At 59.6% G+C, this 24,093-nt stretch carries 24 protein-coding genes; 17 read left to right on the plus strand and 7 right to left on the minus strand.

Annotated features, from left to right (window positions below):
• Positions 1-14: 14 nt before the first annotated feature.
• A complete protein-coding gene (locus V7747_RS10375) occupies positions 15-1,319 on the minus strand; it encodes a methyl-accepting chemotaxis protein (RefSeq protein WP_335615963.1) in 1,305 nt (434 codons plus the stop codon).
• 374 nt (positions 1,320-1,693) lie between these two features.
• Between V7747_RS10375 and V7747_RS10380 the strand changes: the two genes are divergently transcribed.
• Positions 1,694-3,376 (plus strand): methyl-accepting chemotaxis protein, encoded by a 1,683-nt coding sequence (locus V7747_RS10380; protein ID WP_335615964.1) that lies wholly within the window; start codon positions 1,694-1,696, stop codon positions 3,374-3,376.
• 177 nt (positions 3,377-3,553) lie between these two features.
• Here the strand turns inward: V7747_RS10380 and V7747_RS10385 are convergent, their stop codons facing one another.
• Positions 3,554-4,117 (minus strand): phosphoribosyltransferase, encoded by a 564-nt coding sequence (locus V7747_RS10385; RefSeq protein ID WP_335615965.1) that lies wholly within the window; start codon positions 4,115-4,117, stop codon positions 3,554-3,556.
• A gap of 62 nt (positions 4,118-4,179) precedes the next feature.
• Between V7747_RS10385 and V7747_RS10390 the strand changes: the two genes are divergently transcribed.
• Together V7747_RS10390 and V7747_RS10395 are read left to right on the plus strand one after the other, a co-directional pair.
• Entirely contained in the window at positions 4,180-4,788 is a 609-nt protein-coding gene (locus V7747_RS10390; RefSeq protein ID WP_335615966.1) for a phosphoribosyltransferase, read from the plus strand.
• A 4-nt stretch (positions 4,789-4,792) separates the two neighbouring features.
• Positions 4,793-5,227: an SRPBCC family protein gene (locus V7747_RS10395; protein ID WP_335615967.1), complete on the plus strand. Its 435-nt coding sequence runs from the start codon at positions 4,793-4,795 to the stop codon at positions 5,225-5,227.
• A gap of 12 nt (positions 5,228-5,239) precedes the next feature.
• Here V7747_RS10395 and V7747_RS10400 read toward each other — a convergent pair whose 3' ends face one another.
• Positions 5,240-6,118: a beta-1,6-N-acetylglucosaminyltransferase gene (locus V7747_RS10400; RefSeq protein WP_092283193.1), complete on the minus strand. Its 879-nt coding sequence runs from the start codon at positions 6,116-6,118 to the stop codon at positions 5,240-5,242.
• Positions 6,119-6,399: 281 nt separating this feature from the next.
• Between V7747_RS10400 and V7747_RS10405 the strand changes: the two genes are divergently transcribed.
• Positions 6,400-7,188 carry a substrate-binding periplasmic protein gene (locus tag V7747_RS10405; RefSeq protein ID WP_335615968.1) on the plus strand — a complete coding sequence of 263 codons (789 nt, stop codon included), beginning with the start codon at positions 6,400-6,402 and terminating at the stop codon, positions 7,186-7,188.
• 6 nt (positions 7,189-7,194) lie between these two features.
• Here the strand turns inward: V7747_RS10405 and V7747_RS10410 are convergent, their stop codons facing one another.
• Together V7747_RS10410 and V7747_RS10415 are read right to left on the minus strand one after the other, a co-directional pair.
• A complete protein-coding gene (locus V7747_RS10410) occupies positions 7,195-8,331 on the minus strand; it encodes a glutathione S-transferase family protein (protein ID WP_335615969.1) in 1,137 nt (378 codons plus the stop codon).
• A 75-nt stretch (positions 8,332-8,406) separates the two neighbouring features.
• Complete coding sequence (locus V7747_RS10415) at positions 8,407-9,912, minus strand: MFS transporter (RefSeq protein ID WP_442909236.1); 1,506 nt, start codon at positions 9,910-9,912, stop codon at positions 8,407-8,409.
• Positions 9,913-10,135: 223 nt separating this feature from the next.
• Between V7747_RS10415 and metG the strand changes: the two genes are divergently transcribed.
• From metG to V7747_RS10475, 12 genes are all read left to right on the plus strand, one after another.
• A complete protein-coding gene (metG, locus tag V7747_RS10420) occupies positions 10,136-12,190 on the plus strand; it encodes a methionine--tRNA ligase (RefSeq protein WP_335615971.1) in 2,055 nt (684 codons plus the stop codon).
• A gap of 111 nt (positions 12,191-12,301) precedes the next feature.
• Positions 12,302-12,886 carry an electron transport complex subunit RsxA gene (rsxA, locus tag V7747_RS10425; RefSeq protein WP_335615972.1) on the plus strand — a complete coding sequence of 195 codons (585 nt, stop codon included), beginning with the start codon at positions 12,302-12,304 and terminating at the stop codon, positions 12,884-12,886.
• Between the two features lie 2 nt (positions 12,887-12,888).
• Positions 12,889-13,470, plus strand: coding sequence for an electron transport complex subunit RsxB (gene rsxB / locus V7747_RS10430; RefSeq protein ID WP_335615973.1), 582 nt, complete (start codon positions 12,889-12,891; stop codon positions 13,468-13,470).
• A complete protein-coding gene (gene rsxC, locus V7747_RS10435; protein WP_335615974.1) occupies positions 13,470-15,857 on the plus strand; it encodes an electron transport complex subunit RsxC in 2,388 nt (795 codons plus the stop codon). The genes rsxB and rsxC overlap by 1 nt, the downstream gene beginning before the upstream one ends.
• Positions 15,857-16,924, plus strand: a complete 1,068-nt coding sequence (rsxD, locus tag V7747_RS10440; protein WP_335615975.1) for an electron transport complex subunit RsxD — start codon at positions 15,857-15,859, stop codon at positions 16,922-16,924. The genes rsxC and rsxD overlap by 1 nt, the downstream gene beginning before the upstream one ends.
• A 2-nt stretch (positions 16,925-16,926) precedes the next feature.
• Complete coding sequence (gene rsxG / locus V7747_RS10445; protein ID WP_335615976.1) at positions 16,927-17,580, plus strand: electron transport complex subunit RsxG; 654 nt, start codon at positions 16,927-16,929, stop codon at positions 17,578-17,580.
• Entirely contained in the window at positions 17,570-18,283 is a 714-nt protein-coding gene (locus V7747_RS10450) for an electron transport complex subunit E (protein WP_335615977.1), read from the plus strand. Before rsxG ends, V7747_RS10450 begins: the two co-directional genes overlap by 11 nt.
• A gap of 8 nt (positions 18,284-18,291) precedes the next feature.
• The gene (gene nth, locus V7747_RS10455) at positions 18,292-18,927 is read left to right on the plus strand and encodes an endonuclease III (protein ID WP_335615978.1); all 636 of its coding nucleotides are present in this window, start codon (positions 18,292-18,294) and stop codon (positions 18,925-18,927) included.
• Positions 18,928-19,032: 105 nt separating this feature from the next.
• A complete protein-coding gene (locus V7747_RS10460; protein ID WP_335615979.1) occupies positions 19,033-19,212 on the plus strand; it encodes a PA3496 family putative envelope integrity protein in 180 nt (59 codons plus the stop codon).
• 160 nt (positions 19,213-19,372) lie between these two features.
• Positions 19,373-19,588, plus strand: a complete 216-nt coding sequence (locus tag V7747_RS10465; protein ID WP_335615980.1) for a DUF2061 domain-containing protein — start codon at positions 19,373-19,375, stop codon at positions 19,586-19,588.
• A 170-nt stretch (positions 19,589-19,758) separates the two neighbouring features.
• Positions 19,759-21,018 (plus strand): serine/threonine protein kinase, encoded by a 1,260-nt coding sequence (locus V7747_RS10470; protein ID WP_335615981.1) that lies wholly within the window; start codon positions 19,759-19,761, stop codon positions 21,016-21,018.
• A complete protein-coding gene (locus V7747_RS10475; RefSeq protein ID WP_335615982.1) occupies positions 21,011-21,820 on the plus strand; it encodes an MlaA family lipoprotein in 810 nt (269 codons plus the stop codon). The genes V7747_RS10470 and V7747_RS10475 overlap by 8 nt, the downstream gene beginning before the upstream one ends.
• A gap of 63 nt (positions 21,821-21,883) precedes the next feature.
• Here the strand turns inward: V7747_RS10475 and V7747_RS10480 are convergent, their stop codons facing one another.
• Entirely contained in the window at positions 21,884-22,336 is a 453-nt protein-coding gene (locus tag V7747_RS10480; protein WP_335615983.1) for a YcgN family cysteine cluster protein, read from the minus strand.
• Positions 22,337-22,339: 3 nt separating this feature from the next.
• Positions 22,340-22,594: a glutaredoxin family protein gene (locus V7747_RS10485; RefSeq protein ID WP_335615984.1), complete on the minus strand. Its 255-nt coding sequence runs from the start codon at positions 22,592-22,594 to the stop codon at positions 22,340-22,342.
• A gap of 157 nt (positions 22,595-22,751) precedes the next feature.
• Here V7747_RS10485 and V7747_RS10490 point away from each other — a divergent pair, with 157 nt between their 5' ends.
• Positions 22,752-24,080: a deoxyguanosinetriphosphate triphosphohydrolase gene (locus V7747_RS10490; protein WP_335615985.1), complete on the plus strand. Its 1,329-nt coding sequence runs from the start codon at positions 22,752-22,754 to the stop codon at positions 24,078-24,080.
• Positions 24,081-24,093: the final 13 nt, after the last annotated feature.

The raw sequence follows: 24,093 nt of genomic DNA on the forward strand, positions 1-24,093 counted from the left end.
CCTGATCCGCAACCTCAGTTGGCGTTAAGCAAGCCAGAGGCCGTGCGGCACACGTTTTCAGCGCCCTGATAAATCTCATCCATAATCGACGACACCTGCTGGGTGCGCTCACTCCCCTCCTCGGCGGTCACGCTGACCGAGTGCACCGTCTCGGTCACCTTCTGCGTCAGTTCACGGTTTTTCTGTACCACCGCAGCAATTTCCGACGTCGACTTGCTGGTGCGCGCCGCCAGGCTGCGCACCTCATCGGCCACCACGGCGAACCCGCGGCCCTGCTCGCCAGCCCGCGCCGCCTCAATAGCCGCATTGAGCGCCAGCAGATTGGTTTGATCGGCAATCGCCGAAATGGTCGCAACAATCTCTTCGATATTTTTCGACTGCGCATTCAACTGACCGATCAGACTGGTCGCGTCGGCTACCTGCGCCGCAATGCGCGCCGAGGTATCCACCGCAGACTTCAGTGAACTCATGCCCTGCTGGGCGATCAGTGCGGTTTCTTCCGAGGTGCTGCTGGCCACCTCAGCGGCCTGACGGATGGCCAGACCCTGCTCGATGCGGGCAGTGATGTCGCTGGCAAATTTGACCACCTTAACCACCTTGCCGGCTTCATCGAATACCGGGTTATAGGTCGCCTCAAGCCAGACGGTCTGGCCATGACTGTTGATCCGTTCAAACTGCCCCGACTTGAACTCGCCTTTCGCCAGCTCGGCCCAGAAATGCGGGTGTTCCTTGTAGAAGGTATCGGTACAGAAAAGCCGGTGATGCTTGCCGCGCAATTGGTCCTGCGAATAGCCGATAACACTGAGGAAGTTGCGATTCGCACCCAGAATATCGCCTGAGGGGCTGAACTCGATGACCGCCAGCGACTTGTCCAGAGCCGCGAACAGCGCCTCCCTGCCCATCAGCTCACTTCTTTCCGCGGTCACGTCATAGGCAATCTTGAAGATTTTGGTCACCTTGCCTTGCTCATTGCGCACCGGAAAATAGGTCGCTTCCAGCCAAACGCCCTCGCCATCAGCCCGTATGCGCCTGAATACACCAGTGTGGGCCTTGCCTTGCGCCAGCTCCGCCCAGAAACGCTGGTAGGCTGGCGCAGCCGCATCGTTGGCAGAGCAGAACAGGCGATGGTGCTGGCCGGCAATGCGCGCCAGCGAGTAGCCCATCAGCGCTAGAAACAATGGGTTGGCATCGACGATCTCTCCCTCGGGCGTGAATTCGATAAACGCCACATGTTCCCTCAACGCCTGCAACTGCTGCTGCTTATCCGCCAGATCGAGGCCTTGCGAGGTGTACAGCTTTTTCAGCTTTGAGTTAAACATGGGAATTCGTCGCTCCAAGTAATGGCGGGTAGCCATGATAACGGCAATCCAGACAAGCACAATACTTGTACAAAACAAATTACCTTGTACAAAAAAAATACCAGACGAATGGCGCTGCTGCTTATGCAGAACCAAGGCAACTAGGCAGGTTATCGACACTCCCCGTCGTACCTTTTGCCTGAGCCCAGCATTTTAAGTTACAGAATGTAAGCAATTGTAGACAGTGCGCTGGAGACGACGTGCCATCGACGCCATTGCGCCCGTCTGGATCGCCTTTTTTTGTTAGCGCCGCCTACAGTTACCTAGCGCGCAGCCGATATTGCACAGAGCGCAGGTAACGGCATGCGCCGCCCAAGCATTTTAAGGAGACGGCCATGCGCCTCACACTGAAAACCAAAGTAGTTCTCTTGGCTGTTATCCCCACGGTGCTGTTTGCCTTGGTCATCAGCGGTGCTGCAGTAAAGATCCTTCACGGCCTGGCCGAAGTGGAGATTGAGCAGACTCGCGAACGCCTGCTGCAAGAAAGCCGCGATGAGCTGCAAAGCTATATTCAAATTGCCCTGGGATCGATCCAGACGCTTTACGCCCAATCAGCTGAAGGCGACATGGCCAGCCGCGCCGAAGCCATTCGCATCCTGTCGCAGATCAAGTACGGTGAAGACGGCTACTTCTTTGCCCATGATTCCAACGTGGTACGGCTCTTCCGCGGTACCAGCTCCACCGACGTGGGTACCAACCTGAGCGAGCGCCAAGATCCCAACGGCGTTTACATCAACCGCGAACTGGTGCGGGTAGCCAAGAACAACACCTACTACGTCAACTACGCTTCGCCTCTGCCAGGCAACGAATCGGTTTCCGTGCCTAAACTGGCCTACAGCTACTACCTGCCCAAATGGGACATGGCGCTTGGAACGGCGATTAACCTGAACAATATCGAAACGCAGGTGGCCGCCGTGGAAGCCGCCATCGAAGAGCGTATCCGCAATATCGTGACCAGCATCCTGCTGGTGGCCTTGGTCATGCTGATTGTCTTTGGCGTGATCGGCGTAACGCTCGCAAACACTCTGCTGCGCCCACTACAGCGGCTCAAGCAAAACCTCGACGACATCGCCGAAGGTGATGGCGATCTGACGCGCCGTTTGCCGGTCAGCAGCAATGACGAGCTGGGCGATCTGGCCAGTGCCTTCAACCGCTTCGTGGACAAGGTACATGTTCTGGTGCGCCAGACAGTCGATATGACGGGGCAGTTGACTCAGCTGGTGGCCGAGGTCAGTGCACAGGCACAACGTTCGGAGCAAGCCATGTCGCAGCAACGGCATGAGACTGATCAGGTAGCAGCCGCAATCAACGAGATGTCATCGGCGGCGCACGAAGTTGCCCGTAGCGCCCAGGGAGCCTCCGAGGCGGCGCAGCAAACCGACCGTGAGGGACAAGACGCCAAGCGGGTAGTCGATGGCAGCATCAGGCAGATCCATTCTCTGGTAACCGAGCTGCGCGCCAGCGGCGGCTCTCTGGACAAGCTGAATGACGACGTACAATCCATCGTAGGCGTGTTGGGCGTCATTCGCTCGATCGCCGACCAGACCAATCTTCTGGCGCTGAACGCTGCCATTGAGGCAGCCCGCGCAGGCGAGGCAGGGCGTGGTTTTGCCGTAGTAGCAGATGAGGTTCGCGCGCTGGCCAGCCGCACCCAGACCAGTACCGAAGAGATTCAAAGCATGACCGACCGGCTGCTGCAGGGCACCGAGACGGCGGTCAAGTCCATGCGCCATTCCAGTGATACCGGCGAGCTGACCAGCGAACACGCCAACAAGGCTGGCACCTCGCTGGACGCCATCGCAAACCTGATCGGCACCATTAATTCGATGAACGCGCAGATTGCCAGCGCGGCAGAAGAACAGACCGCCGTCGCCGAGGAAATCAACCGCAGCGTGCACCAGATCGCCATGGCAGTGGAAAGCGTGGCAGAAGAAACCCGCCACGGCGCAGAGACAGCGCGCAGCCTATCCGGCGTGGGCGAGCGCCTGGGCGCGCTGGTCAGGCAGTTCAGGATTTAACTGCTGCCGTTTCGCGGGCGCCCTTAGGCAAGAGGCGCCCGGGCGATGGCTGCAACGCCGGGGCTGGCTCGCCGCGACGGGGTTCTGCACAGGATAAAAAGACTGATCAAGACGCTCTCGCGCGCAGGCCTAACGACCAAATCAGCGCGTCTGGCGCAAAGTGTTCCGGACTGCCATTCAGCCCAGATGCGGCTTGAGAATCTCGTACAAGGCCGGCCGGTTGGCGGCGATCTCTTCTACCGTCAACCCTTCAAGCGAATGCGGGTACTTGAGCCAAGCGTCGGTGCTGTGCAGGAAGTAATGCGGCTCCCAGTCCACTTCATTACGGCTGGGCTTGTAGTAAGGCACCGCCACGCGGATGTCGTGCGGGGTATTCAAACGCGCCTTGTTTTTCAGCTCCTGAATAATCGCCTCGACCGAGCGGCCGGTGTCGAACACATCGTCGACGATGAGCAGCGAGTCTTCATGGGTAACGTGCTTGACCAGGTAATTCAAGCCGTGCACGCGTACCTCTCTGCTTTGCTGATCAATACCGTGATAAGACGAGGTGCGTATGGCGATGTTGTCGGTATGCACACCGTGGTAATCAAGGAACTCCTGCACGGCAATACCCATGGGCACGCCGCCGCGCCACACGGCAATGATGAAGGTCGGGCGAAACCCGGAATTCAGTATCTGCGCACCCAGATGAAAGGCGTCTTCCAGCAGGCTTTGTGCACTAAGGTATTGTTTATCAGCCATAAGACCGTTAGCGTTTGTGAATTCGCGACATAGTCCCACCAGACGGAGCCCTCTGGCAAGCCATGACCCAGCCCAGCAGCATGCAAACACCTGCCCGTAATCGCCGCTTTCTTGACGAAAACCAACTCATCGAAGATGCCTTTCGCCTCGGCGTGCAGGTTTTCGAAAGCGGCTTCCGCCCCAACTTCATTGTGGGCCTGTGGCGGGGCGGCAGTGCCGTGGGTATCTACGTGCAGGAATGCCTGCAGACGCTGGGGGTCAAGACCGACCATATCGCGCTGCGCACTTCCTACCGCGGCATGGATCACTACGACGCCATGATCGCCTCCCCCGACGCCGAGATTCGCGTGCATGGCACCCATTACCTGCTGGACAACATCAACCAGGACGACCGGCTGCTGATCGTGGACGACGCCTTTGGCACCGGTCACAGCATGCAGGCGGTACTCAACAAGCTGCAGCAGCAACTCAAGCGCAACATGCCCACCGACACACGCCTGGCAACGCTCTACAAGCGATTGGGTGCAGGCCAGACTCAGTTGGAACCGAACTTCTGCCTGCACACGACCGAGGACTGGCTGGTCTTCCCGTATGAAATGAACGGCCTCAGCCGTGCCGATATAGACAAACACAAGCCGTACCTGAGCCCGATTCTGGACGCAGTCAAGTAACCCTATGCCCGGCGCCTTGCTGCCCTGCAGCCACCTCAGCATCGCCATTGCCTGTCCGCCGGAGCAGGTCTACGCGTATGCCGCCGATCCGCGGAACCTGCCGCGCTGGGCGGCCGGCCTGGCCAGCTCGGAAATCTTGCAGGACGGTGAAGACTGGATCGCCCAGGCGCCGTTCGGGCGAGTCCGCATCAGCTTCGCTGCGCGAAATACCTTTGGCGTGCTGGACCATGCTGTGGAGCTTGAATCGGGGCAGATTTTCCATAACCCCATGCGGGTCGTCGCCAATGGCGATGGCAGCGAGTTCATTTTCACCCTGCTGCGCCAGCCAGAGATGACTGACGCAGAGTTCGCTGCAGACAGGCAAGCCATAGAGGCCGACCTCAAGCGGCTCAAGCAACTGCTCGAGGCACCCGGTAGCAACCAACGTCAGCCGCCATAGGGTACTGCTAGATCAGCAAAGCACTGCTGGCTGAGCTTGCGGTTGGCGGAAAACGGCTGGCACCGCCTGCAGATGCCGCTCGATGTCGCGCAACACCACGTCATCCTCGGTCGCGTCGAACTTGCGAGCAAACAGGTGATGACTGGCGATAAGGTGCTTGGTGTCGGCTGAGGTAAAGGTGCGCGGCCGTAACTTGATATCACCATCAGGAATCCAGTCAATCAGCCGAAGGTCATCCTGCACGATCTGGCCGTGACAATCGTTGTTCATCATCACCGTCTGAAAAAAGCCTTCGTCGGCGATAAAGCTGTTTCTATAAAAACGCTTGTAGCGCCTGGCCGCCTTCGCGGTGCAAACGAACTCACAAAAACGCCGGCTTACGATCATCCACTGGGTACCTATGTGCGGCGTTACACCCTCAAGAAACTTGCGCGACAGCTTGGGCCGAAATATGCGGCTGCCAAACTCGAAGCAGATATCCAGCACGCGGTGCATGGTATCGGGGCGAATATCCCGCTGATTGGCCGCGAGGATATATTCACGCTCAGGGTGTTTGCCCAGAAACTGCCGAATGAACTCCTGAGTTTTCAGTGGGAAATCCTGGCCACTGAGGTTGATGAAGTGAGTCCAGGCACTATTTTCCTCCAAGAGTTGCGCCATACCACGCAGCTCGATATTGACCAGGCTGTAGCCGCCCCAGAGCGCCTTTTGCGGTTTCAACATACGGGCATTGGGATACTCGCTCAGAAACTCTTGAATATCGTCTGCCAGCGCGGCGCCCGAATTCTTGTCAATATGAACGAGATAATGATTCAGCGGGTGATAAATAGCCTTGAACAGGCGCTTGAACTGTTCTGGATAACGATGAACCAGAATGAGGTAGGCAATCATAAATAGTATTCCTGAACGAGACAGGAATAGTGACAGTACCGCGCTCCTGTTCCGATTTGGTAGAGGGTACCTATTGGCAAGGCGCATTCTTGTCTACGCCTTGATGGGGGCGAAGTGCGCGTTTGCAATGATTGCCGGCAAGTAAATAGACAAAGGGCCCTCAGCGTCTGTAGCAATCGCCCTGGTCAGGGGCAGAACAATTTACCCAACCTCGACCAGTTCACAAAATCCGACTAGTCTTGGTTTTGCGACACCCCAATTACACCTAAAAAAATAACAACATGATGATGTATCAACTGCTTGAACAGCACTGCCGCGCATCGGCACTCGCTGCACTGACCGCCTTCGTGCTGTGGGCCGGGCCACTCCATGCAGAGGAAGCACCACCTGTCCTGAACGCCGGTTATATCAGCTTCCCCCCGATTGCCTACATGGACGAAAACGGCCAGGCGCACGGTAGCATCATCGAACTCACCAATCAGTTGGCCGCCGACAGTGGCTACCGCATCAATTGGATAAACTATCCAATCAACCGCATCTACCATAGCCTTAGAAGCGGCGATATCGACTTCTGGCCAGGCTCACCGAATGTGCCGGCCCTGAAGGACTTCACCCTGTCCTCGCAACCCCTTGGCATCAGTGTCAGGCTCTGTGCGTTTTCGCTGGCGGGTAGCCAGACCATCACCGGGGCAGACCAGCTGCGCGACAAACAACTGGTGCTGATTCGCGGCTATACCTACCGCGACCAGTTGAACACGCTATTTCAGGAGAACCCGCATCAGCCGATAGTGGCGCCAAACCATCCTGCCGCGTTGGAACTACTGCAACGCGGCCGTGGCGACTACCTGATCAGCTATGGCCACCCCATGCAGGAAGCCATGAAGGACTATCCGCTGCAAGGCGCACACTGCGATACGCTGGATGAGTGGCCGCTGGTATACGTGGTATCACGGCGCAACCCGCAGGCGCAGCAGCTTGCCGACACCCTGGACGCGGCCTATCAACGTCGCCTGGCGGCGCATCAAGCCATTGAAGCGACGGCCGAACCCCTTGCCCATGAGCAGCGCTGAGACAGCTCAGCTGCTACGCCGCCATACCTCGATATTGCCTGCGCGTGCCACGCTGTAATCCCGCCCCAGCGGCACCGCACCCGCCAGGCCGAACTCATCCAGCGTCGCCATCAAGGCGTTTGCCTGCGCCGGCGGCAAGGCGTTCACCACCTCGGCAGCGCGCTGCAGCAGAAACAGGAGGTAGGGTTCTACGCCGACGTCCACCACAGCACCACGGAACTGTGTAGAAACCATACCAATCTGCCGCAACGCGGGTTTTTCCGTCACCGGGGTGCCATCGGCCGGCTGCACATCAGCGACCCACTGATCCATATAGGCCAGCTTGTCGGTAAGCTCGGGGAAGATATCCCGGGCAATGTGCTGCAGTACCGGCAACAGCGTTGGCGGCAAGGCATCATCTGGCCAGAACTCGGGAAGGCTATCGGCGTACTCAACCACATCCAGGCCGGGCGCCGTCATGCGTTCAACCCAGCGATGTACCCGCGGTGCACGGCGCTGCATGATGCCCAGCGGCACCGGATCACGGCCCAAATGGGCAAACATGGGCCCGATCAGGCCGTAGTCGGCGATCGAAGGTCGGCCTCCCAGTAAATAGGGCACCATCCCAAAATGCGCCTCTAGCACCTCAAGTAGCTGCTCGAAGGACTGCTCGATCAACGCAGCGCTCTGCTCGCTCACGCCCAAGCGTGGCAAATAGGAGTTCATGCGGCCCATGATCTTGTCCGCCATGGCCTCACCGGAGCCGCTAGCGAAGGCATGGCGCAGAAAGGCCTCCTGCTCGTCACGGTAAGACCAGCGGTAATGCATGGCATGCTTAAGCATTGCCTGACTGCCGTAATACTCGATGATCACGGCGACCACGCGTTGCAACGGCGTGGTGGGGTAAACCGGATAAGGCACACCCTGCGCTTCGAAAAAGTCGATGATATCGACCGTATCCTGGATTACACGACCGTCCGGGGTTTCCAGAACCGGAATAATCCCCCGCCCAATCTGCGGCAGAATGCGTGTGGCAAAGTCCGGATGCGAGGTCGGCACCTCTACATAAGCGATGCCCTGGTTGCGTAGATAACAGCGCGCCTTGCCCGTATACAGTGAGTGCGAGGCGCCATACAGGGTGTAGCGGGTATTGGAGACAGTCATGAAAAACCGTTTTTATGATTGGAAGACAACCGCAAAAGCTAGCCATATTCCGCGCTGACGGCAACCCTGGCGCAATCAGCTGTCCAGCCGAGCCTGTCGCAGACCGGTGGCGGTGAGCACAACGGCACCCGCCATCACCAATGCCCCGATCAGCGCATTGACGTGCAGCGCGTCTGTGAAACCCTGTTGCACCGCCACCAGCACTCCGTCCGCCAGTGCTGGCGGAAGGTGCTGAATGACGCCCAGCGCCCCGCCGATCGTGTCAGTGGTCACCTGCACCTGTGCCGGGCTGAGCCCGGCTGGCAGAGACTCGCTGACATGCTGTCGGTAAATGGCTGCTCCTATGCTGCCAATCACCGCGATCCCCAGCGCCATGCCCAACTCGGTAGCGGTCTCCGAGGTCGCCGCCGCAGCGCCTGCCTGCTCGGGCGGTACCGAGCTCACCACCAGGTCAGTCCCCAAGATCATCACCGGCATGATGCCAACGCCCAGCAGCACCGCGCCGATCACCAGGAGCGCCACGCCTTGGCTGCCCTGTACCCACAGCAGCATGAGCAAGCCAACTGCGGCCAATACCAAGCCCAGACTGACCAATACCGAAGGCTTAAGACGGCAAGCAATGCGTGGTACCAACAGCGACGCTGCAGTCTGCAAGGCAGCCGCCGGCAGCATCACCAACCCCGCCTCGAGCGCGCTCAGCCCGGCCACGCCTTGCAGATACTGAAAAATCATCAGCCAGGCACCGGAAAGCGCAAAAATGGCCAACAGCATCGACACCACCGAGACAGTGAAAGCGCGGCGCCGAAATAGCGCCAGGTCCAGCATCGGGTCGGCCAGGCGCTGTTGACGCAACGCGAACACCCGCGCGAGCACCAGCCCTCCCAGCACGGCGAGGCTGGCCAGCAGGTTGAAGCCATCGCGCGCCGTGTCCTTCAGGCCATAGATCACCAGCAGCAAGGCGCCGATACTCAGTAATGCACTGGCAATATCGAGTCGTCCGGCCTTTGCCTCACGGCATTCCGGCAGCAGCAAGGGCCCCGCCACCAACAACAGCGCCATAACCGGCACGCCCAGCAGAAACAGCGAGCCCCACCAGAAAAACTCCAGCATCACGCCGCCCACCAAGGGGCCGATGGCGCTGCCAACGATAAAGCCGGTCATCCACACGGTAATCGCCAGCGTACGCTCACGCTCATCGTGAAACATATTGCGGATCAGCGATAACGTAGAAGGCATCAGCGTGGCGCCTGCCACACCGAGCAGCCCACGGGTGATTATCAGCATGCCTGCGGAGGTCGAGAATGCAGCAGCAACCGACGCCACACCAAAGGCAAAAGCCCCGGCCAACAGCACGCGACGCCGACCGATGCGATCTCCCAGCGTGCCCATGGTGATCAGAAAGCCCGCCACCATGAAGCCGTAGATATCGAGAATCCATAACAGTTGCGCGCTGCTAGGTTGCAGGTCGGCGCTCAGGTGCGGCGCCGCCAGGTGCAGCAGCGTCATGTCCAGTGCCAGCAACAGGGTTGGCAGCACCAGCACGGCAAGACCCCACCATTCGCGGCGGGTGGCTTTTGGCATCAAGTGGGCAACGGTGCTCTGGGACGGTATCACGGGCTTGGCTTCCTGCGGGGCGAGCGCTTCTTATACGCCGCAGCAAATCAGGCGACAAGATACAGTTGCACAAAAACAGTGCAGGCTCGGAAACGCAGTCCGACCAGCCCGCCTTGCCTGATGACCCCCGCCAGTCAAACAGGTATCATTACCGGCTTTCTACCGTCTACCCAACAGAAGCCGAGAACCCATGTCCAGCAACGCCCCATCTCGCCAGATCCTCGTTACCAGTGCCCTGCCCTATGCCAACGGTTCGATTCATCTGGGGCACATGCTTGAGTACATCCAGACCGACATCTGGGTTCGCTTCCAGAAGCTGCGTGGCCATCAGGCGATCTACGTCTGCGCCGATGACGCCCACGGCTCGGCCATCATGCTGCGCGCCGAAAAAGAGGGCATTACCTCCGAGCAGCTGATCGACAACGTCAAGTTGGAACATTCGACGGACTTTGCCGACTTCCTGGTGAACTTTGACAACTTTCACTCCACCCACTCGGAGGAGAACCGCGAGCTGTCATCCCTGATTTACGAGCGTCTGAAAGACGCCGGCCATATCAGCACCCGCTCGGTGACCCAGTATTTTGATCCAGAGAAAGAAATGTTCCTTGCCGACCGCTTCATCAAGGGCACCTGCCCCAAGTGCGCGGCCGAAGATCAGTACGGCGACAACTGCGAAAAATGCGGCGCCACCTACGAGCCGACCGAGCTGAAAGACCCGCGCTCGGCCATTTCCGGCGCCACGCCGGTGCTCAAGGACTCCAAGCACTTCTTCTTCCGCCTGCAAGACTTCAGCGACATGCTCAAGCAGTGGACCCGCAGCGGCACCCTACAGGAGGCGGTTGCCAACAAGATCGCCGAATGGCTCGACAGCGGCCTGCATGAATGGGACATCAGCCGTGATGCGCCCTACTTCGGCTTTGAAATTCCGGGCGAGCCTGGCAAGTATTTCTATGTCTGGCTGGATGCACCTATCGGCTACATGGCCAGTTTCAAGAATCTCTGCGCGCGTCGCCCGGAACTGAGCTTTGATGCCTTCTGGAATGCCGACTCCACGGCCGAGCTGTATCACTTTATCGGCAAGGATATCGTCAACTTCCACACGCTGTTCTGGCCAGCCATGCTGGAAGGCGCGGGCTTCCGCAAGCCAACCGCGGTCAACGTGCATGGCTACCTGACGGTCAACGGTCAGAAGATGTCCAAGTCGCGGGGCACCTTCGTTAAGGCACGCACCTATCTGGACCACCTGTCGCCGGAATACCTGCGCTACTACTACGCAGCCAAGCTGGGTCGTGGCGTGGAAGACCTCGACCTGAATCTGGAAGACTTCGTGCAGAAGGTCAACTCCGATCTGGTTGGCAAGGTAGTGAACATCGCCAGCCGCTGCGCCGGATTCATCCACAAAGGCAACGACGGCGTGATGGTCGATGCCAACCCGGCGCCCGAGCTGACCGCCGCCTTCACGGCCGGTGCGCCACTGATTGCCGATGCTTACGAGAAGCGCGACTTCTCCCGCGCCATGCGCGAAATCATGGGCCTGGCCGACAAGGCCAACGCCTGGATCGCCGACAAGGCGCCCTGGTCGCTGAACAAGCAGGAAGGCAAGCAAGACGAAGTCCAGGCCATCTGCTCACTGGGCATCAACCTTTTCCGTCAGTTGGTGATCTTCCTCAAGCCGGTGCTGCCGAACCTAGCCGCCGACGCCGAGGCCTTTCTGAATGTCGCGCCGCTGCGCTGGGACGACCACCAGACACTGCTGGCCAACCACCAGCTGAACGCCTTCAAACCGCTGATGGCACGAATTGAACCCGCGAAGATCGAAGCCATGATCGAGGCATCCAGGGAAGATCTGGCCGCCGCCAGCGAAGCCCCCGCCGCGGCTACTGGCAACGGCGAGCTGACAAAGGAGCCACTGGCCGAAGAAATCAACTTCGACGCCTTCGCTGCGGTCGATCTGCGCGTCGCACTGATCGAGAAGTGTGAATTCGTTGAAGGTGCAGACAAGCTGCTGCGCCTGTCGCTGGACATCGGCGATGCTAAGCGCAACGTGTTCTCCGGCATCAAGAGCGCCTACCCGGACCCGAGCAAGCTCGAAGGCCGGCTGACGCTCTACGTGGCCAACCTCGCACCGCGCAAGATGAAGTTTGGTGTTTCCGAAGGTATGGTGCTGGCGGCGGGACCTGGCGGCGAAGATATTTTCCTGTTGAGCCCAGATGAGGGCGCTAAGCCGGGCCAACGGGTCAAGTAAAACCGAACACAACGACAAAACCGGGAGCGGCCGTTGCCGCTCTGATTAGCCGGAGTCGGCCGCAGCGGTCAGCAGAATCGCAAGCCGATTTCACATATGGGGTTGGGTAACATGGCTGAATTTGCCCTTATTCTGGTCAGTACCATTCTGGTCAACAACTTTGTACTGGTGCAGTTTCTCGGGCTCTGTCCGTTCATGGGCGTGTCCGGCAAGCTGGAAACCGCCATCGGCATGTCGGCGGCCACCACCTTTGTACTGACGCTGGCGTCTATCCTCAGTTACCTGACCTTCCAGTACATTCTGGTTCCCCTAGATCTGGAGTTTCTGCGTACCATCTCCTTCATCCTGGTGATCGCCGTGGTGGTGCAGTTCACCGAGATGGTGGTGCACAAGACCAGCCCCCTGCTGTACCGCGTACTGGGTATTTTCCTGCCGCTGATCACCACCAACTGCGCGGTTCTGGGCGTGGCTCTGCTGAATACCAATCGCGCCGAACAGACCTTCATGAAGTCCGCCACCTACGGTCTGGGCGCGGCGATCGGCTTCTCTTTGATCCTGATTCTGTTTGCCGGCCTGCGTGAGCGTATTGCCATCGCCGATGTGCCCGCGCCTTTCCGTGGCGCCGCCATCGGCATGATTACCGCCGGCCTGATGTCTCTCGCCTTCATGGGCTTCACCGGCTTGATAAGGTTGTAAGCATGTCGATGATTCTGACTGCCGTCTTGGTCCTGCTGGGGCTGGCGCTGATTTTCGGCGCCATCCTCGGTTACGCCGCCATTCGCTTCAAGGTCGAGGGTGATCCCATCGTGGATCAGATCAACGAGCTGTTGCCGCAGACCCAGTGCGGACAGTGCGGGCATCCCGGCTGTAAACCTTATGCCGAAGGTATTGCCAACGGTGAGCCGATCAACAAGTGCCCGCCCGGCGGTGAGTCCACCATTCAGGCCTTGGCCGATCTGCTGGATGTGGAGGTACTCCCGCTGGACGCAGAGCACGGCGAAGAAAAGCCCAAGATGGTGGCCTATATCCGTGAGGCCGAATGCATTGGCTGTACCAAGTGTATTCAAGCCTGCCCGGTCGATGCCATCCTTGGCGCCGCCAAGCAGATGCACACGGTCATCGTGGATGAGTGTACCGGTTGCGATTTATGCGTTGAGCCCTGCCCCGTAGACTGCATCGACATGCTGCCGCTGCCCACCACACCGCAGAACTGGAAATGGGACTTTCCCCTGCCCGGCGCCGCCGTGATTGCCACCGACGCCCAGCGAGGAGCTGCCTGATGAGCGCTGCCAGCCCCATCCGCATCTGGGACATTCCCGGTGGTATTCACCCCGCAGAAAACAAGCACCAGTCCACCCAGCACGGCATAGAAGCCCCGCCCTTGCCCAAGCAACTGATTCTGCCGCTGCAGCAGCATCTCGGTGCACGCGCCGAGCCCGCAGTGCAGATTGGCGAGCGTGTACTCAAGGGGCAGCTGATCGCCGAAGCCAGCGGCATGATTAGTTGCCCGCTGCATGCGCCAACCTCCGGGACGGTCACCGCTATTGGCCCGGCGCCCTACCCGCACGCCTCCGGGCTGGAAGAGTGGGCCATTACCCTGGAAGTGGACGGCCAGGATGGATGGACAGAACTCGCCCCCATTACCGACTACCGGTTGCTGGAAGCTGCCACGCTGCTGGAAGTTATACGGCAGGCCGGTATTAGCGGTCTGGGCGGCGCTGGCTTTCCGACCTCGGTCAAGCTCAAGGCCCGTCCCGAGCAGAAAATTCATACCCTGATCATCAACGGCACCGAGTGCGAGCCCTACATCACCGCCGATGACAGTGCCATGCGTTATCGTGCCGAACAGATCGTTGCGGGCATCGAGATTCTGCAGCACATCCTGCACCCCGAGCAGGTTCTGATCGGCATTGAAGACAACAAGCCAGAAGCCATCGCCGCGATGCGCGCAGCGGTCGGTGAGCGCAGCGCCTTGCAGGTGGTGGTCTTCCCGACCAAATACCCCTCGGGCGGCGAGAAGCAGCTGATTCAGATTCTGACCGGCAAGGAAGTACCCAGTGGCGGCCTACCAGCTGACATCGGCATGGTCTGCCAGAATATCGGTACCTTGCTGGCGATTCACGATGCCGTTCTGCTGGGGCAGCCACTGATCAAGCGCATCACCACGCTGACCGGTGATGCGCTGAGCCACCCCACCAATGTGGAAGCGCTGATCGGCACCCCCATCAGCCACCTGCTGACATTTGCCGGCCTGCAGCCCGAGCGCCTTTACCGCCTGGTCATGGGCGGCCCGATGATGGGCTTTACTCTGCAAAGCACGGCTGCGCCCATCATCAAGACCACCAACTGTCTGCTCGCCGGCACGCAGGATGAGCTGCCGCCGCCCCCTCCGGCGCAGCCCTGTATTCGCTGCGGCCTTTGTGCCGAGGCCTGTCCGGCCGAGTTGCTGCCACAACAGCTGCACTTCTTTGCGCTGGGCAAGGACTACGATCAGCTCAAACGGCAGAACCTGTTTGACTGCATCGAGTGCGGCGCCTGCTCCTACGTCTGCCCCAGCAGCATTCCGCTGGTGCAGTACTACCGCGCAGCCAAGTCCGACATTCGCGCGCTGGACCTGCAACAGCACAAGTCCGACCACTCCAAGCAACGCTTTGAGCATCGCCAAGAGCGACTGCAGCGTGAAGCCGAGCAGAAGGAACGTGACCGCCAGGCCCGCGCGGAGAAAGCCGCTCGCCTGAAGGCCGCCAAGGAAGCCGAAGCCGCCAAACCAAGCTCCGAAAGCGCCAACAGCGACAGCGCTTCGGCCGAACCAGACGTCGCACGCCTGCAAGCGCAAAAGCCAAGCGGCCTTAGCCCCGAGCAGAAACAGCTGAAGATCGCCGCCGCTACTGCGCAGATGGCACTGAAAAAAGCCAACAAGCAGCTCGCCGCCAACCCGGACAACACTGATCTGCAAGCGCAGATTCCCGAGTTGGAACAAGCCGCACGCGACGCTCAGGAGGCCTTCGACAAGGCTCAGGGCGAGGTTGCCACTCAGCCCGCTGCAGAACCCAGCGCCGGCGCCGACGACGCCAAGAAACTCAAGATCGAAGCCGCCATGCTACGCGCCAACCTGAAAAAGGCCGAACGTTCAGCCGGTGAGAATCCGAGCACCGAACAGCAGGCAGAGCTGGCCAAGCTGCGCGAAGAGGCCGAGGCTGCGGAGGCGCGGGTACCGGCCACGGCGACAGCCAAAAAGCCGGTCGATGAAAACCTGAAAAAAGCCAAACTGGATCTGGCCATGGCCCGTGCGGCGGTGAAAAAGACCGAGCGCGAACTGGCCAACAACCCGGAGGATGCGGCACTGCAGGCGCAGCTGGCGACGCAGCAGCACAGTTTCTCGGCCGCCGAACAGGCCCTGCATGAGGCTGAAAACAACAGCCCCATCCCGCCGCCCGAACGCCATAAGGTCGACAAGAAACCGGTGGATGAAACCCTGCGCGAACTGAAAACCAACCTCGCCACCAGCAAGGCCGATTTCAAGCGCGCCGAGCGCGAATTGCAGGCCGCCAAAGACGCAGACACCGATACCGCGCCCGCGCAGGAACAGCTCACCGCCAGCCGCGCCAAACTGGATGCCGCTGCCAAGGCCTTCGCCGATTACATGGCCAGCAAGGAGACCGACTGATGGCACTGGTACGCATGACCTCGCCCCACGCAAAGGGTAATAACCACACCCAGACCATCATGCTCTGGGTGTTGGGCGCCACTCTACCCGGCGTGCTGGCAATGACCTGGTTCTTCGGCTTCGGCACCCTGATCAACATCTGCTTCGCCAGCGTCGTGGCACTCGCGGTCGAGAGTCTGATCCTGTGGATCCGCAAGCGTCCTATTGCCTTCTATTTGCGTGACGGCAGCGCCTTGGTCACTGCCTGGCTGCTGGCCCTCGCTCTGCCGCCCTACGCGCCTTGGTGGCTGACCCTGGTCGCTACCGCCTTCGCCATCAGCTTCGGCAAGCAACTCTATGGCGGCCTGGGCCAGAACCCCTTCAACCCCGCGATGCTGGGCTACGCTGTAGTGCTGATTTCCTTCCCCGTCGAAATGACCAGTTGGCCCGCCTGGCGCGGTGTAGAAGCCGTACTCCCCGATGTGCAGGCCACACTTGGTTTTTTTGAAGGCCTCTCGCGTATCTTTCTGCCCGCCAGCCAAGCGATTGATGCCTGGACCATGGCCACGCCGTTGGATGTGTTGAAGACCAACACCAGCCTGACCATGGCTGAGCTGCAGGCCAGCAAACCGGTGTTCGGCAGTTTGGCCGGGCACGGCTGGGAATGGGTCAGCCTGGCATATCTGGCCGGCGGCATCGCCCTGCTCTACAAACGCATCTACACCTGGCATGCACCGGTCGGCATGCTTGGCGCGCTGGCCGTCATGAGCTTGCTATTCTGGAACGGCAGCGGCTCGGCATCCCATGGCTCGCCGCTGTTTCACCTGCTCAGTGGTGCGACCATGCTGGGGGCCTTTTTTATCGTTACCGATCCAGTTTCCGGCGCCACCAGTAAGCAGGGTCGTCTGATCTTTGGCGCCGGTGTTGGCATCCTGGTCTACTGCATTCGTGCCTGGGGCGGCTACCCCGATGCCGTGGCCTTCGCGGTACTCCTGATGAACCTGGCCGCACCGACCATCGACTATTACAGCACGCCGCGCACCTATGGCCACCGCAAGGCCAAGCGCGGCATGGGCAAAACGGACTGAGTATGGACAACCCTGACAGCACACGCAGCTCGGTTCTGCGCAACAGCATCATCCTGGGCCTGTTTGCCATGGCGACTGTGGGTATGATCGCCATCACCCAGCAAGGCACTGCCGAGCGCATCAGCGAAGCCCAGCGCCGCGTACAACTCAGCGCACTGAACGAAATCCTGCCGCACGAACAGCATGACAACGACCTGCTGGCAGACAGCTTCAGCGTTGACGATTATCAACACCTGCGCCTGAGCGAGCCACGCCAGGCCTACCGTGCCCGTCAGAATGGTGAGGTAGTGGCGGTAATACTGCCGGCGGTTGCCCCAGAAGGTTACAGCGGGCGCATTGACCTGCTGGTAGGCATTTACGCCAATGGCGCGGTAGCTGGCGTGCGCGCAGTCAACCACCGCGAGACACCGGGCCTGGGTGACAAAATCGAGATCAGCAAAAGCCGGTGGATACTGGATTTCAACGGCAAGAGCCTGAGCATGCCGGTACCGGAAAATTGGGCCGTAAAAAAGGATGGCGGTGAGTTCGACCAATTCACCGGTGCCACCATTACCCCGCGCGCCGTAGTCCAGGCCGTGTATCAGAGCCTGAACTACTTTGCAGAGCATCGCGACAGCTTGCTGCTGTCCGCCGAGGAGTCAAGCAATGGCAACTAAGTCGCTGTCCGAAATCACCGCCGACGGCCTCTGGCACAACAACCCCGGACTGGTACAGCTGCTGGGCCTCTGCCCGCTGCTGGGCGTCAGCAGCTCGGTGGTCAACGCGCTGGGGCTGGGTATTGCCACCATGCTGGTGCTGACCGGCTCCAACCTCGCCGTGTCCCTGATCCGCAGTGCAGTAACCGACGCGGTGCGCCTGCCGGCCTTCGTGATGATCATCGCCGCGCTGACGACCTGTATCGAACTGTTGATGCAGGCCTTCACCTACGAGTTGTATCAAATCCTCGGCATATTCATCCCGCTGATTGTGACCAACTGCGTAATCCTGGGGCGCGCTGATGCCTTTGCCTCGAAAAACGCGATACTGCCCTCACTGGTCGATGGCTTCATGATGAGCCTTGGCTTTGCGCTGGTGCTGGTGGTACTCGGCGGCCTGCGCGAGCTGGTAGGTCACGGCACCCTGTTTGCAGGCATGGACCTGCTGCTGGGCCCGCTGGCAGCAGACTGGAAACTGGTGGTATTCCCCAACTACAAGGACGTGCTCTTCGTTATTCTGCCGCCCGGCGCCTTCCTGTTCATGGGGCTGTTGATTGCGCTCAAAAACGTAATCGATGCCAAGGTCAAGGAACGCGCTGCCGCCCGCGAGGCCAAGCCAGCCGCCGGCAGTAAGCGAGTTCGCGTCACCGGCACCATCAGCTGAGGCGCCGGATGAACCAGGCAAAACGCTTTGAGATCTTCCGTCGCCTGCGCGAAGACAATCCCACGCCCACCACCGAGCTGAACTTCAGCTCGCCCTTCGAGCTGCTGGTGGCCGTCACCCTCTCTGCCCAGGCCACCGATGTGGGCGTTAACAAGGCGACCGCCAAGCTGTTTCCGGTAGCCAATACGCCGGAGGCGATCTATGCGCTGGGGGTCGAGGGGCTCTCGGAATACATCAAGACCATCGGCCTGTTCAACAGCAAGGCGCGCAACGTGATTGCCGCCTGCAAGATGCTGATCGAGCTGCACAACAGCGAAGTACCGGATAACCGTGAAGCGCTGGAAGCGTTGCCCGGCGTGGGTCGTAAAACTGCCAACGTGGTACTCAATACCGCCTTTGGCCATCCCGCTATGGCGGTGGATACACACATCTTCCGTGTCAGCAATCGCACCGGTATTGCTCCGGGCAAGAATGTGCTCGAAGTCGAGAAGAAGCTGATGCGGTTTGTGCCCAAGGAGTTTCTGGTTGACGCCCACCACTGGTTGATTTTGCACGGCCGCTACGTGTGCAAGGCCCGCACCCCCCAGTGTGGTAGTTGCCGCATTGAAGACCTGTGTGACTACAAGCACAAAACCGGCGACTGACTTTCTTGTGTATTTCTGCGGATTTAATTGAAAAAAACTATTTCCGCAAATCTCAGACTCCGTTTATAAGGTGCGCAAATGGCATCTTCAGTGTGGAGTTGAGTCATGGCCAAAGCAAAAAGCGACATCGAACTGGATGATGATGATTTCATCGAAGACGATGACACCCCCGATACCGACAGCGCCCCGAATTCCAAGGCTAGTCTGACCAAGCGCCGCTTGATCGACAATTATCTGGAAGAGCGCCGCCTGCAACGCGAACTGTCGGACTTCGATTTCGATTGACCTCAGTACACCGGGCTGTGCGCTGCCAGCACAGCCCGGGCTTCCTCGTTATTGACTGCGCCTATCAAACAAATTATCGATTTTCGCTTTGCACTATCGAAGAAGGCCAGTAACCTTGCGCTAAACACTAATGATTCTCATTGTATAGCCGAGGCCTACCATGTTGAAAACTCTCACCTTCGCCTGCATGCACTTCTCCATCGCCTTTGGCGTGGTCTACCTGATGACCGGCAGCATGCTTATTGGCGGCGCTGTCGCCCTGGTGGAGCCCGCGGTCAACACCGTGGCCTTCTATTTCCACGAAAAGGTCTGGCAGCGTTTTGAGCGACGCAAGCCGCTACAGCACAGCACCGGTTCGCCGCCCATGACGGCTTGAATGGCCCCGCACCACTGCCGCACGCCACGTCATGGCAATTTAACGGTATTTTGGCAGCATCTTGCGGAACTTTATTGCCATTTAGGGGGTATAGATGATGTAGCCACATGGAAACGTCTATGACCCGAATTATGCCGCACCGCACGCTCCAGCTCTGCGCAGGACTCTTTATGAGCTTTGCCCTAAGCGCCTCGGCTGAGCCTTTCGCCTACCCAGAGACCAACGCCTTCATGGCCACGGTTGCTGGCACTCCAGACAAGCTCAAGGCCCCCGTGCCCGACGAAATAGACGTGCAGCAGGATGACCTTTCGGTTCGCGTGCTACCGGACCGTAAACTGCCGCCTGCCCTGTCGCGCTATCGCGATCTGCATTTTCGCGTTGCCTGGCAAGACGAACCTGCCCCGCTCATCTTTCTCATCGCCGGTACCGGGTCGGGCTATGACAGCAGTCGCATGGATTATCTCAAGCGCCTGTTCTGGCAGGCTGGCATGCATGTAATCGTACTTTCCTCGCCATCCAATCACGATTTCATCGCCGCGGCCTCCAATAGCGGAATGCCTGGCGTAGGCGCTGAAGATGCACGTGATCTGCACACCGCCATGACGCTGGCGCTGCAGAAAGCACAGGACGCGAAGGGTTTTGAAGTGACCGATTACCGCCTGGCCGGCTTCAGCCTTGGCGCCCTGCATGCGGCCTTCGTCGCCGAGCTGGACTCGCACCTTGGCCAGTTCAACTTCGACAAGGTTCTCTTGCTCAACCCGCCGGTCGATCTCTACGCCTCGGTCGGGCGCCTCGACGAGCTGTCTTACACGCGTGTCGATGGGGTTAGCGATACCGAGAGCTTCTACGAGCACATCTTCGAGAAACTCTCACGCCACTTTGCCGAACGCGGCAACAGCGACATCCAGGCCAGCCTGTTTTATGAGATTCAGAACTCGCCCGAAGCCTTGACCGACCCGGAGCTGGCCATGCTGATTGGCGCGGTGTTCCGCTTCTCGGCAGCCGACCTCAACTTTATGAGCGATCTGATCAACAACGGCGGTCGCTTTGCTCCCGTGGGGAAAGAGTTGAAAGTCAGCACTTCCCTTACGCCGTACCTGCGCCGAGCCCTGTTCTGTGACTTCACCTGTTACGTCAACAGCCAGTTGTGGCCGGCTTGGGAAGCCAAGAACGCCGGTCGCAGCATTGATGACATGGCCTATGAGACCAGTCTGCGCAGCCTGCACGAGTTCCTGCAGAGCAACCCGCACATCGCAGCCGTAAGCAACGCAGACGATCTGATTCTGACGCGCGAGGACTATGAGTTTCTGGCAGACACCTTCGGCGAACGCGCCTACCTGTATCCGCATGGCGGCCACGGCGGCAATCTCGACTACCAACCGGTCGTCGAGCGCTATATGACATTCCTGCAAGGAGGCGCCCATGAATAAGCTTGGTCTGCTGGGCCTGATGAGCTGCCTGAGCTGCAGCGCCCTGTACGCGGCGGACGACAGCCAGTACCTGTCTACCGCCACCGAAGACGGCAACCGCCTGAGCTTCCCGGCCTATAGCGATCCGCTGACCGAGCTCGATATTGACGAGCGAGACAATCGCTACCAGTTTGAACGCTCCAGTCTGCGTGCACTCAATGTGCAGGACCCGCTGGAAGGCCTCAACCGCATGACCTACCGCTTCAACGCCGAGTTTGACCGATACGTCTATCTGCCCGTGGTACGCGGCTATGTATGGGCTACGCCCGGCTTCGTGCGCACTGGAGTCTCCAACGTCACGAACAATCTGCGCGACATTCCGCACCTGGCCAACAGCTTGTTGCAGCTTAAATTCGAGCGCAGTGCCAGCACTACGGCGCGCTTGCTGTTCAACAGCATCCTGGGCGTTGGCGGCTTGTTTGATGTCGCCAGTGCCATGGGGTTGCCGCAACAGCAGGAAGATTTTGGCCAGACGCTGGGACACTACGGTGTGCCGCCAGGGCCCTACCTGATCATTCCTTTTCTTGGGCCGTCCAGCCTGCGCGATGGCACAGGGTATGCGATGGACTGGGTAATCGACGATCAGGTGAACTTCATGGAGCATCGTGATTACATGAACGAGCAGCCCTACACCTGGGGCCTATGGGCCATTGATCTGCGCTACCAAACGCCATTCCGCTATGGCGCGCTGGACAGTCCGTTCGAGTATGACCAGGTACGTTACCTGTACACCAAGCTACGCGAGTTTCAGGTCGATAACTGAGACAACCGCTATGCACCCTGCAGGGCGGCTGATCGGCCGCCCTTGGCTTAACAAGCAGCTGAATCAGCCAACCCGAAAGATGATGTGATCTTCCCAGTCATCATCATGCACGCTGCCCTCGGCGAGCATTTGACCCGACAATGAGATACCGGCCTTGTGCACCGCGTTGCGGTCGCCACAGACCAGGTGATGCCATGGCGGCAAGTCGGTACCCTCGGCAACCAGACGGTAACCGCAGGTGGGTGGCAGCCAGGCGAAGTCGGCCGCGTCGCCCGGCGTCAGCTGAATGCAATCCGGTACCTTGGCCTGACGGTTCGGGTAGTCACTGCACTGGCAACTTTTGTGATCGAGCAGCTTGCAGGCAATACGGGTGTAGTAGAACACCTGCGGCTCGTCTTCATCTTCCAGCTTCTGCAGGCAGCACAGCCCGCAACCGTCGCACAGCGATTCCCACTCTTGCTGATCCATCTCCGTCAGGGTCTTGCGTTGCCAGAACGGCACTACGCGCATGGCCATGGCTCAGCCCTCCTCTACCAGTACATCTCGCAACCAATCGAGCAGACGGTTGAGGTCAAAGGGATAGTCCAGCTCGGCGCCGGTGTCTTCACGGCGCAGCACCGGAATACGCAGCTGGTAACGCTGCATCAGTTCATCCGACTCGGTAATATCCTGCTCGCGCACCTGCACGCCGCTGGCCTGCAGCGGCGACAGTTCGGCCAAGGCCGCGTCACACAGATGACAGGCACTGGTGCCGTAGAGAGTAAGAAGTGTCATGCCGGACCAGGCTGCTCGCATATAGCTGAAATGGGCCGTCATTCTACCTCTTTGCGCCGCCGCTGCCGACCACCTTCCGGCGCGAAACCGCACTGTCTTCAGCCTTGGCAGCGACTGCCGCATCCCACATACTCAGGGCATCATCACGGAGACCACTATGGATTGGGAAACACTGCTGTGCCGCGAACGCTTGGGCAAACCGCTGGCCAGTGCCGACGAGTTGGGGCGTACCCCCTTCCACAAGGACCACGACCGCGTCATTTTCTCCGGCGCCTTCCGCCGGCTGGGCAAAAAAACCCAAGTACACCCAGTCTCCAGCAACGATCACATCCACACCCGCCTGACCCATAGCCTGGAAGTCGGCTGTGTCGGACGTTCGCTGGGGATGCGCGTGGGCTCAATGCTGCGCAGCGAACTGCCGGACTGGTGCGAGCCTGCCGATCTGGGCGTTATCGTGCAGGCCGCTTGTCTGGCGCACGACATCGGCAACCCGCCCTACGGCCACTCGGGTGAAGACGCCATTCGCCACTGGTTTCGCCAGGCGGCCGCAGGCGGCCTGCTCGACAACCTCAGCGAGGCCCAGCGGCAGGATTTTCTGCACTTTGAAGGCAACGCGCAGGGCTTTCGCGTCCTGACGCAAATTGAGTATCACCAGGCCGAGGGCGGCATGCGCCTGACTTACGCGACTCTGGGTGCTTATCTGAAGTACCCCTGGACCGCGCAGCATGCTGACAGCCAGGGCTACAAAAAACACAAATTTGGCTGCTATCAGGCCGAGTATCCGCTACTGCAGCAGATTGCCGAAAAACTGGGCCTGCCCGCCCAAGGTGAGCAAAGCTGGAGCCGTCACCCGCTGGTGTATCTGGTTGAGGCGGCTGACGACATCTGCTACGGCCTGATTGATCTGGAAGACGGCCTGGAAATGGACCTGCTGGCCTACGCCGAGGTCGAACGAGTATTACTTGATCTGGTGGGCGACGACCTGCCCGAAACTTACCGCCAGTTGGGCCCTCAGGACTCGCAACGCCGCCGCCTGGCGATTCTGCGCGGCAAGGCCATCGAGCATTTGGTCAACGCCGCTGCCGAAGCCTTTATCGAGCAACAGCCCGCGCTGCTGGCCGGCGAACTGCAGGGCGATCTGGTGGAGCATATGCACGGCGCTGCACGACGCTGCGTACTGGATGCCAAACAGATGGCGCGCAAGCGCATCTTCCAGGACAAACGCAAGACGGTGGTCGAGATCGGCGCCTACAGCACACTGGAAACCCTGTTGGATGCTTTCTGTGGCGCGGTGACCGAACTGCATGCGGGGCAGAACCTGAGCTTCAAGCACCAGCGCATCCTCGACCTGCTCGGCCACACCATTCCGCAGCCCGACTGGGACCCTTACCGCAGCTACCTGAGGGTAGTGGACTTTATCGCCGGCATGACCGACCTCTACGCCGCCGACCTGGCCACACGTATTCGCGGCATTGGCCCCACCTGACTGTGTGCCGCGC

The organism is Halopseudomonas sp., from assembly GCF_036960865.1.
GTDB lineage: Bacteria > Pseudomonadota > Gammaproteobacteria > Pseudomonadales > Pseudomonadaceae > Halopseudomonas.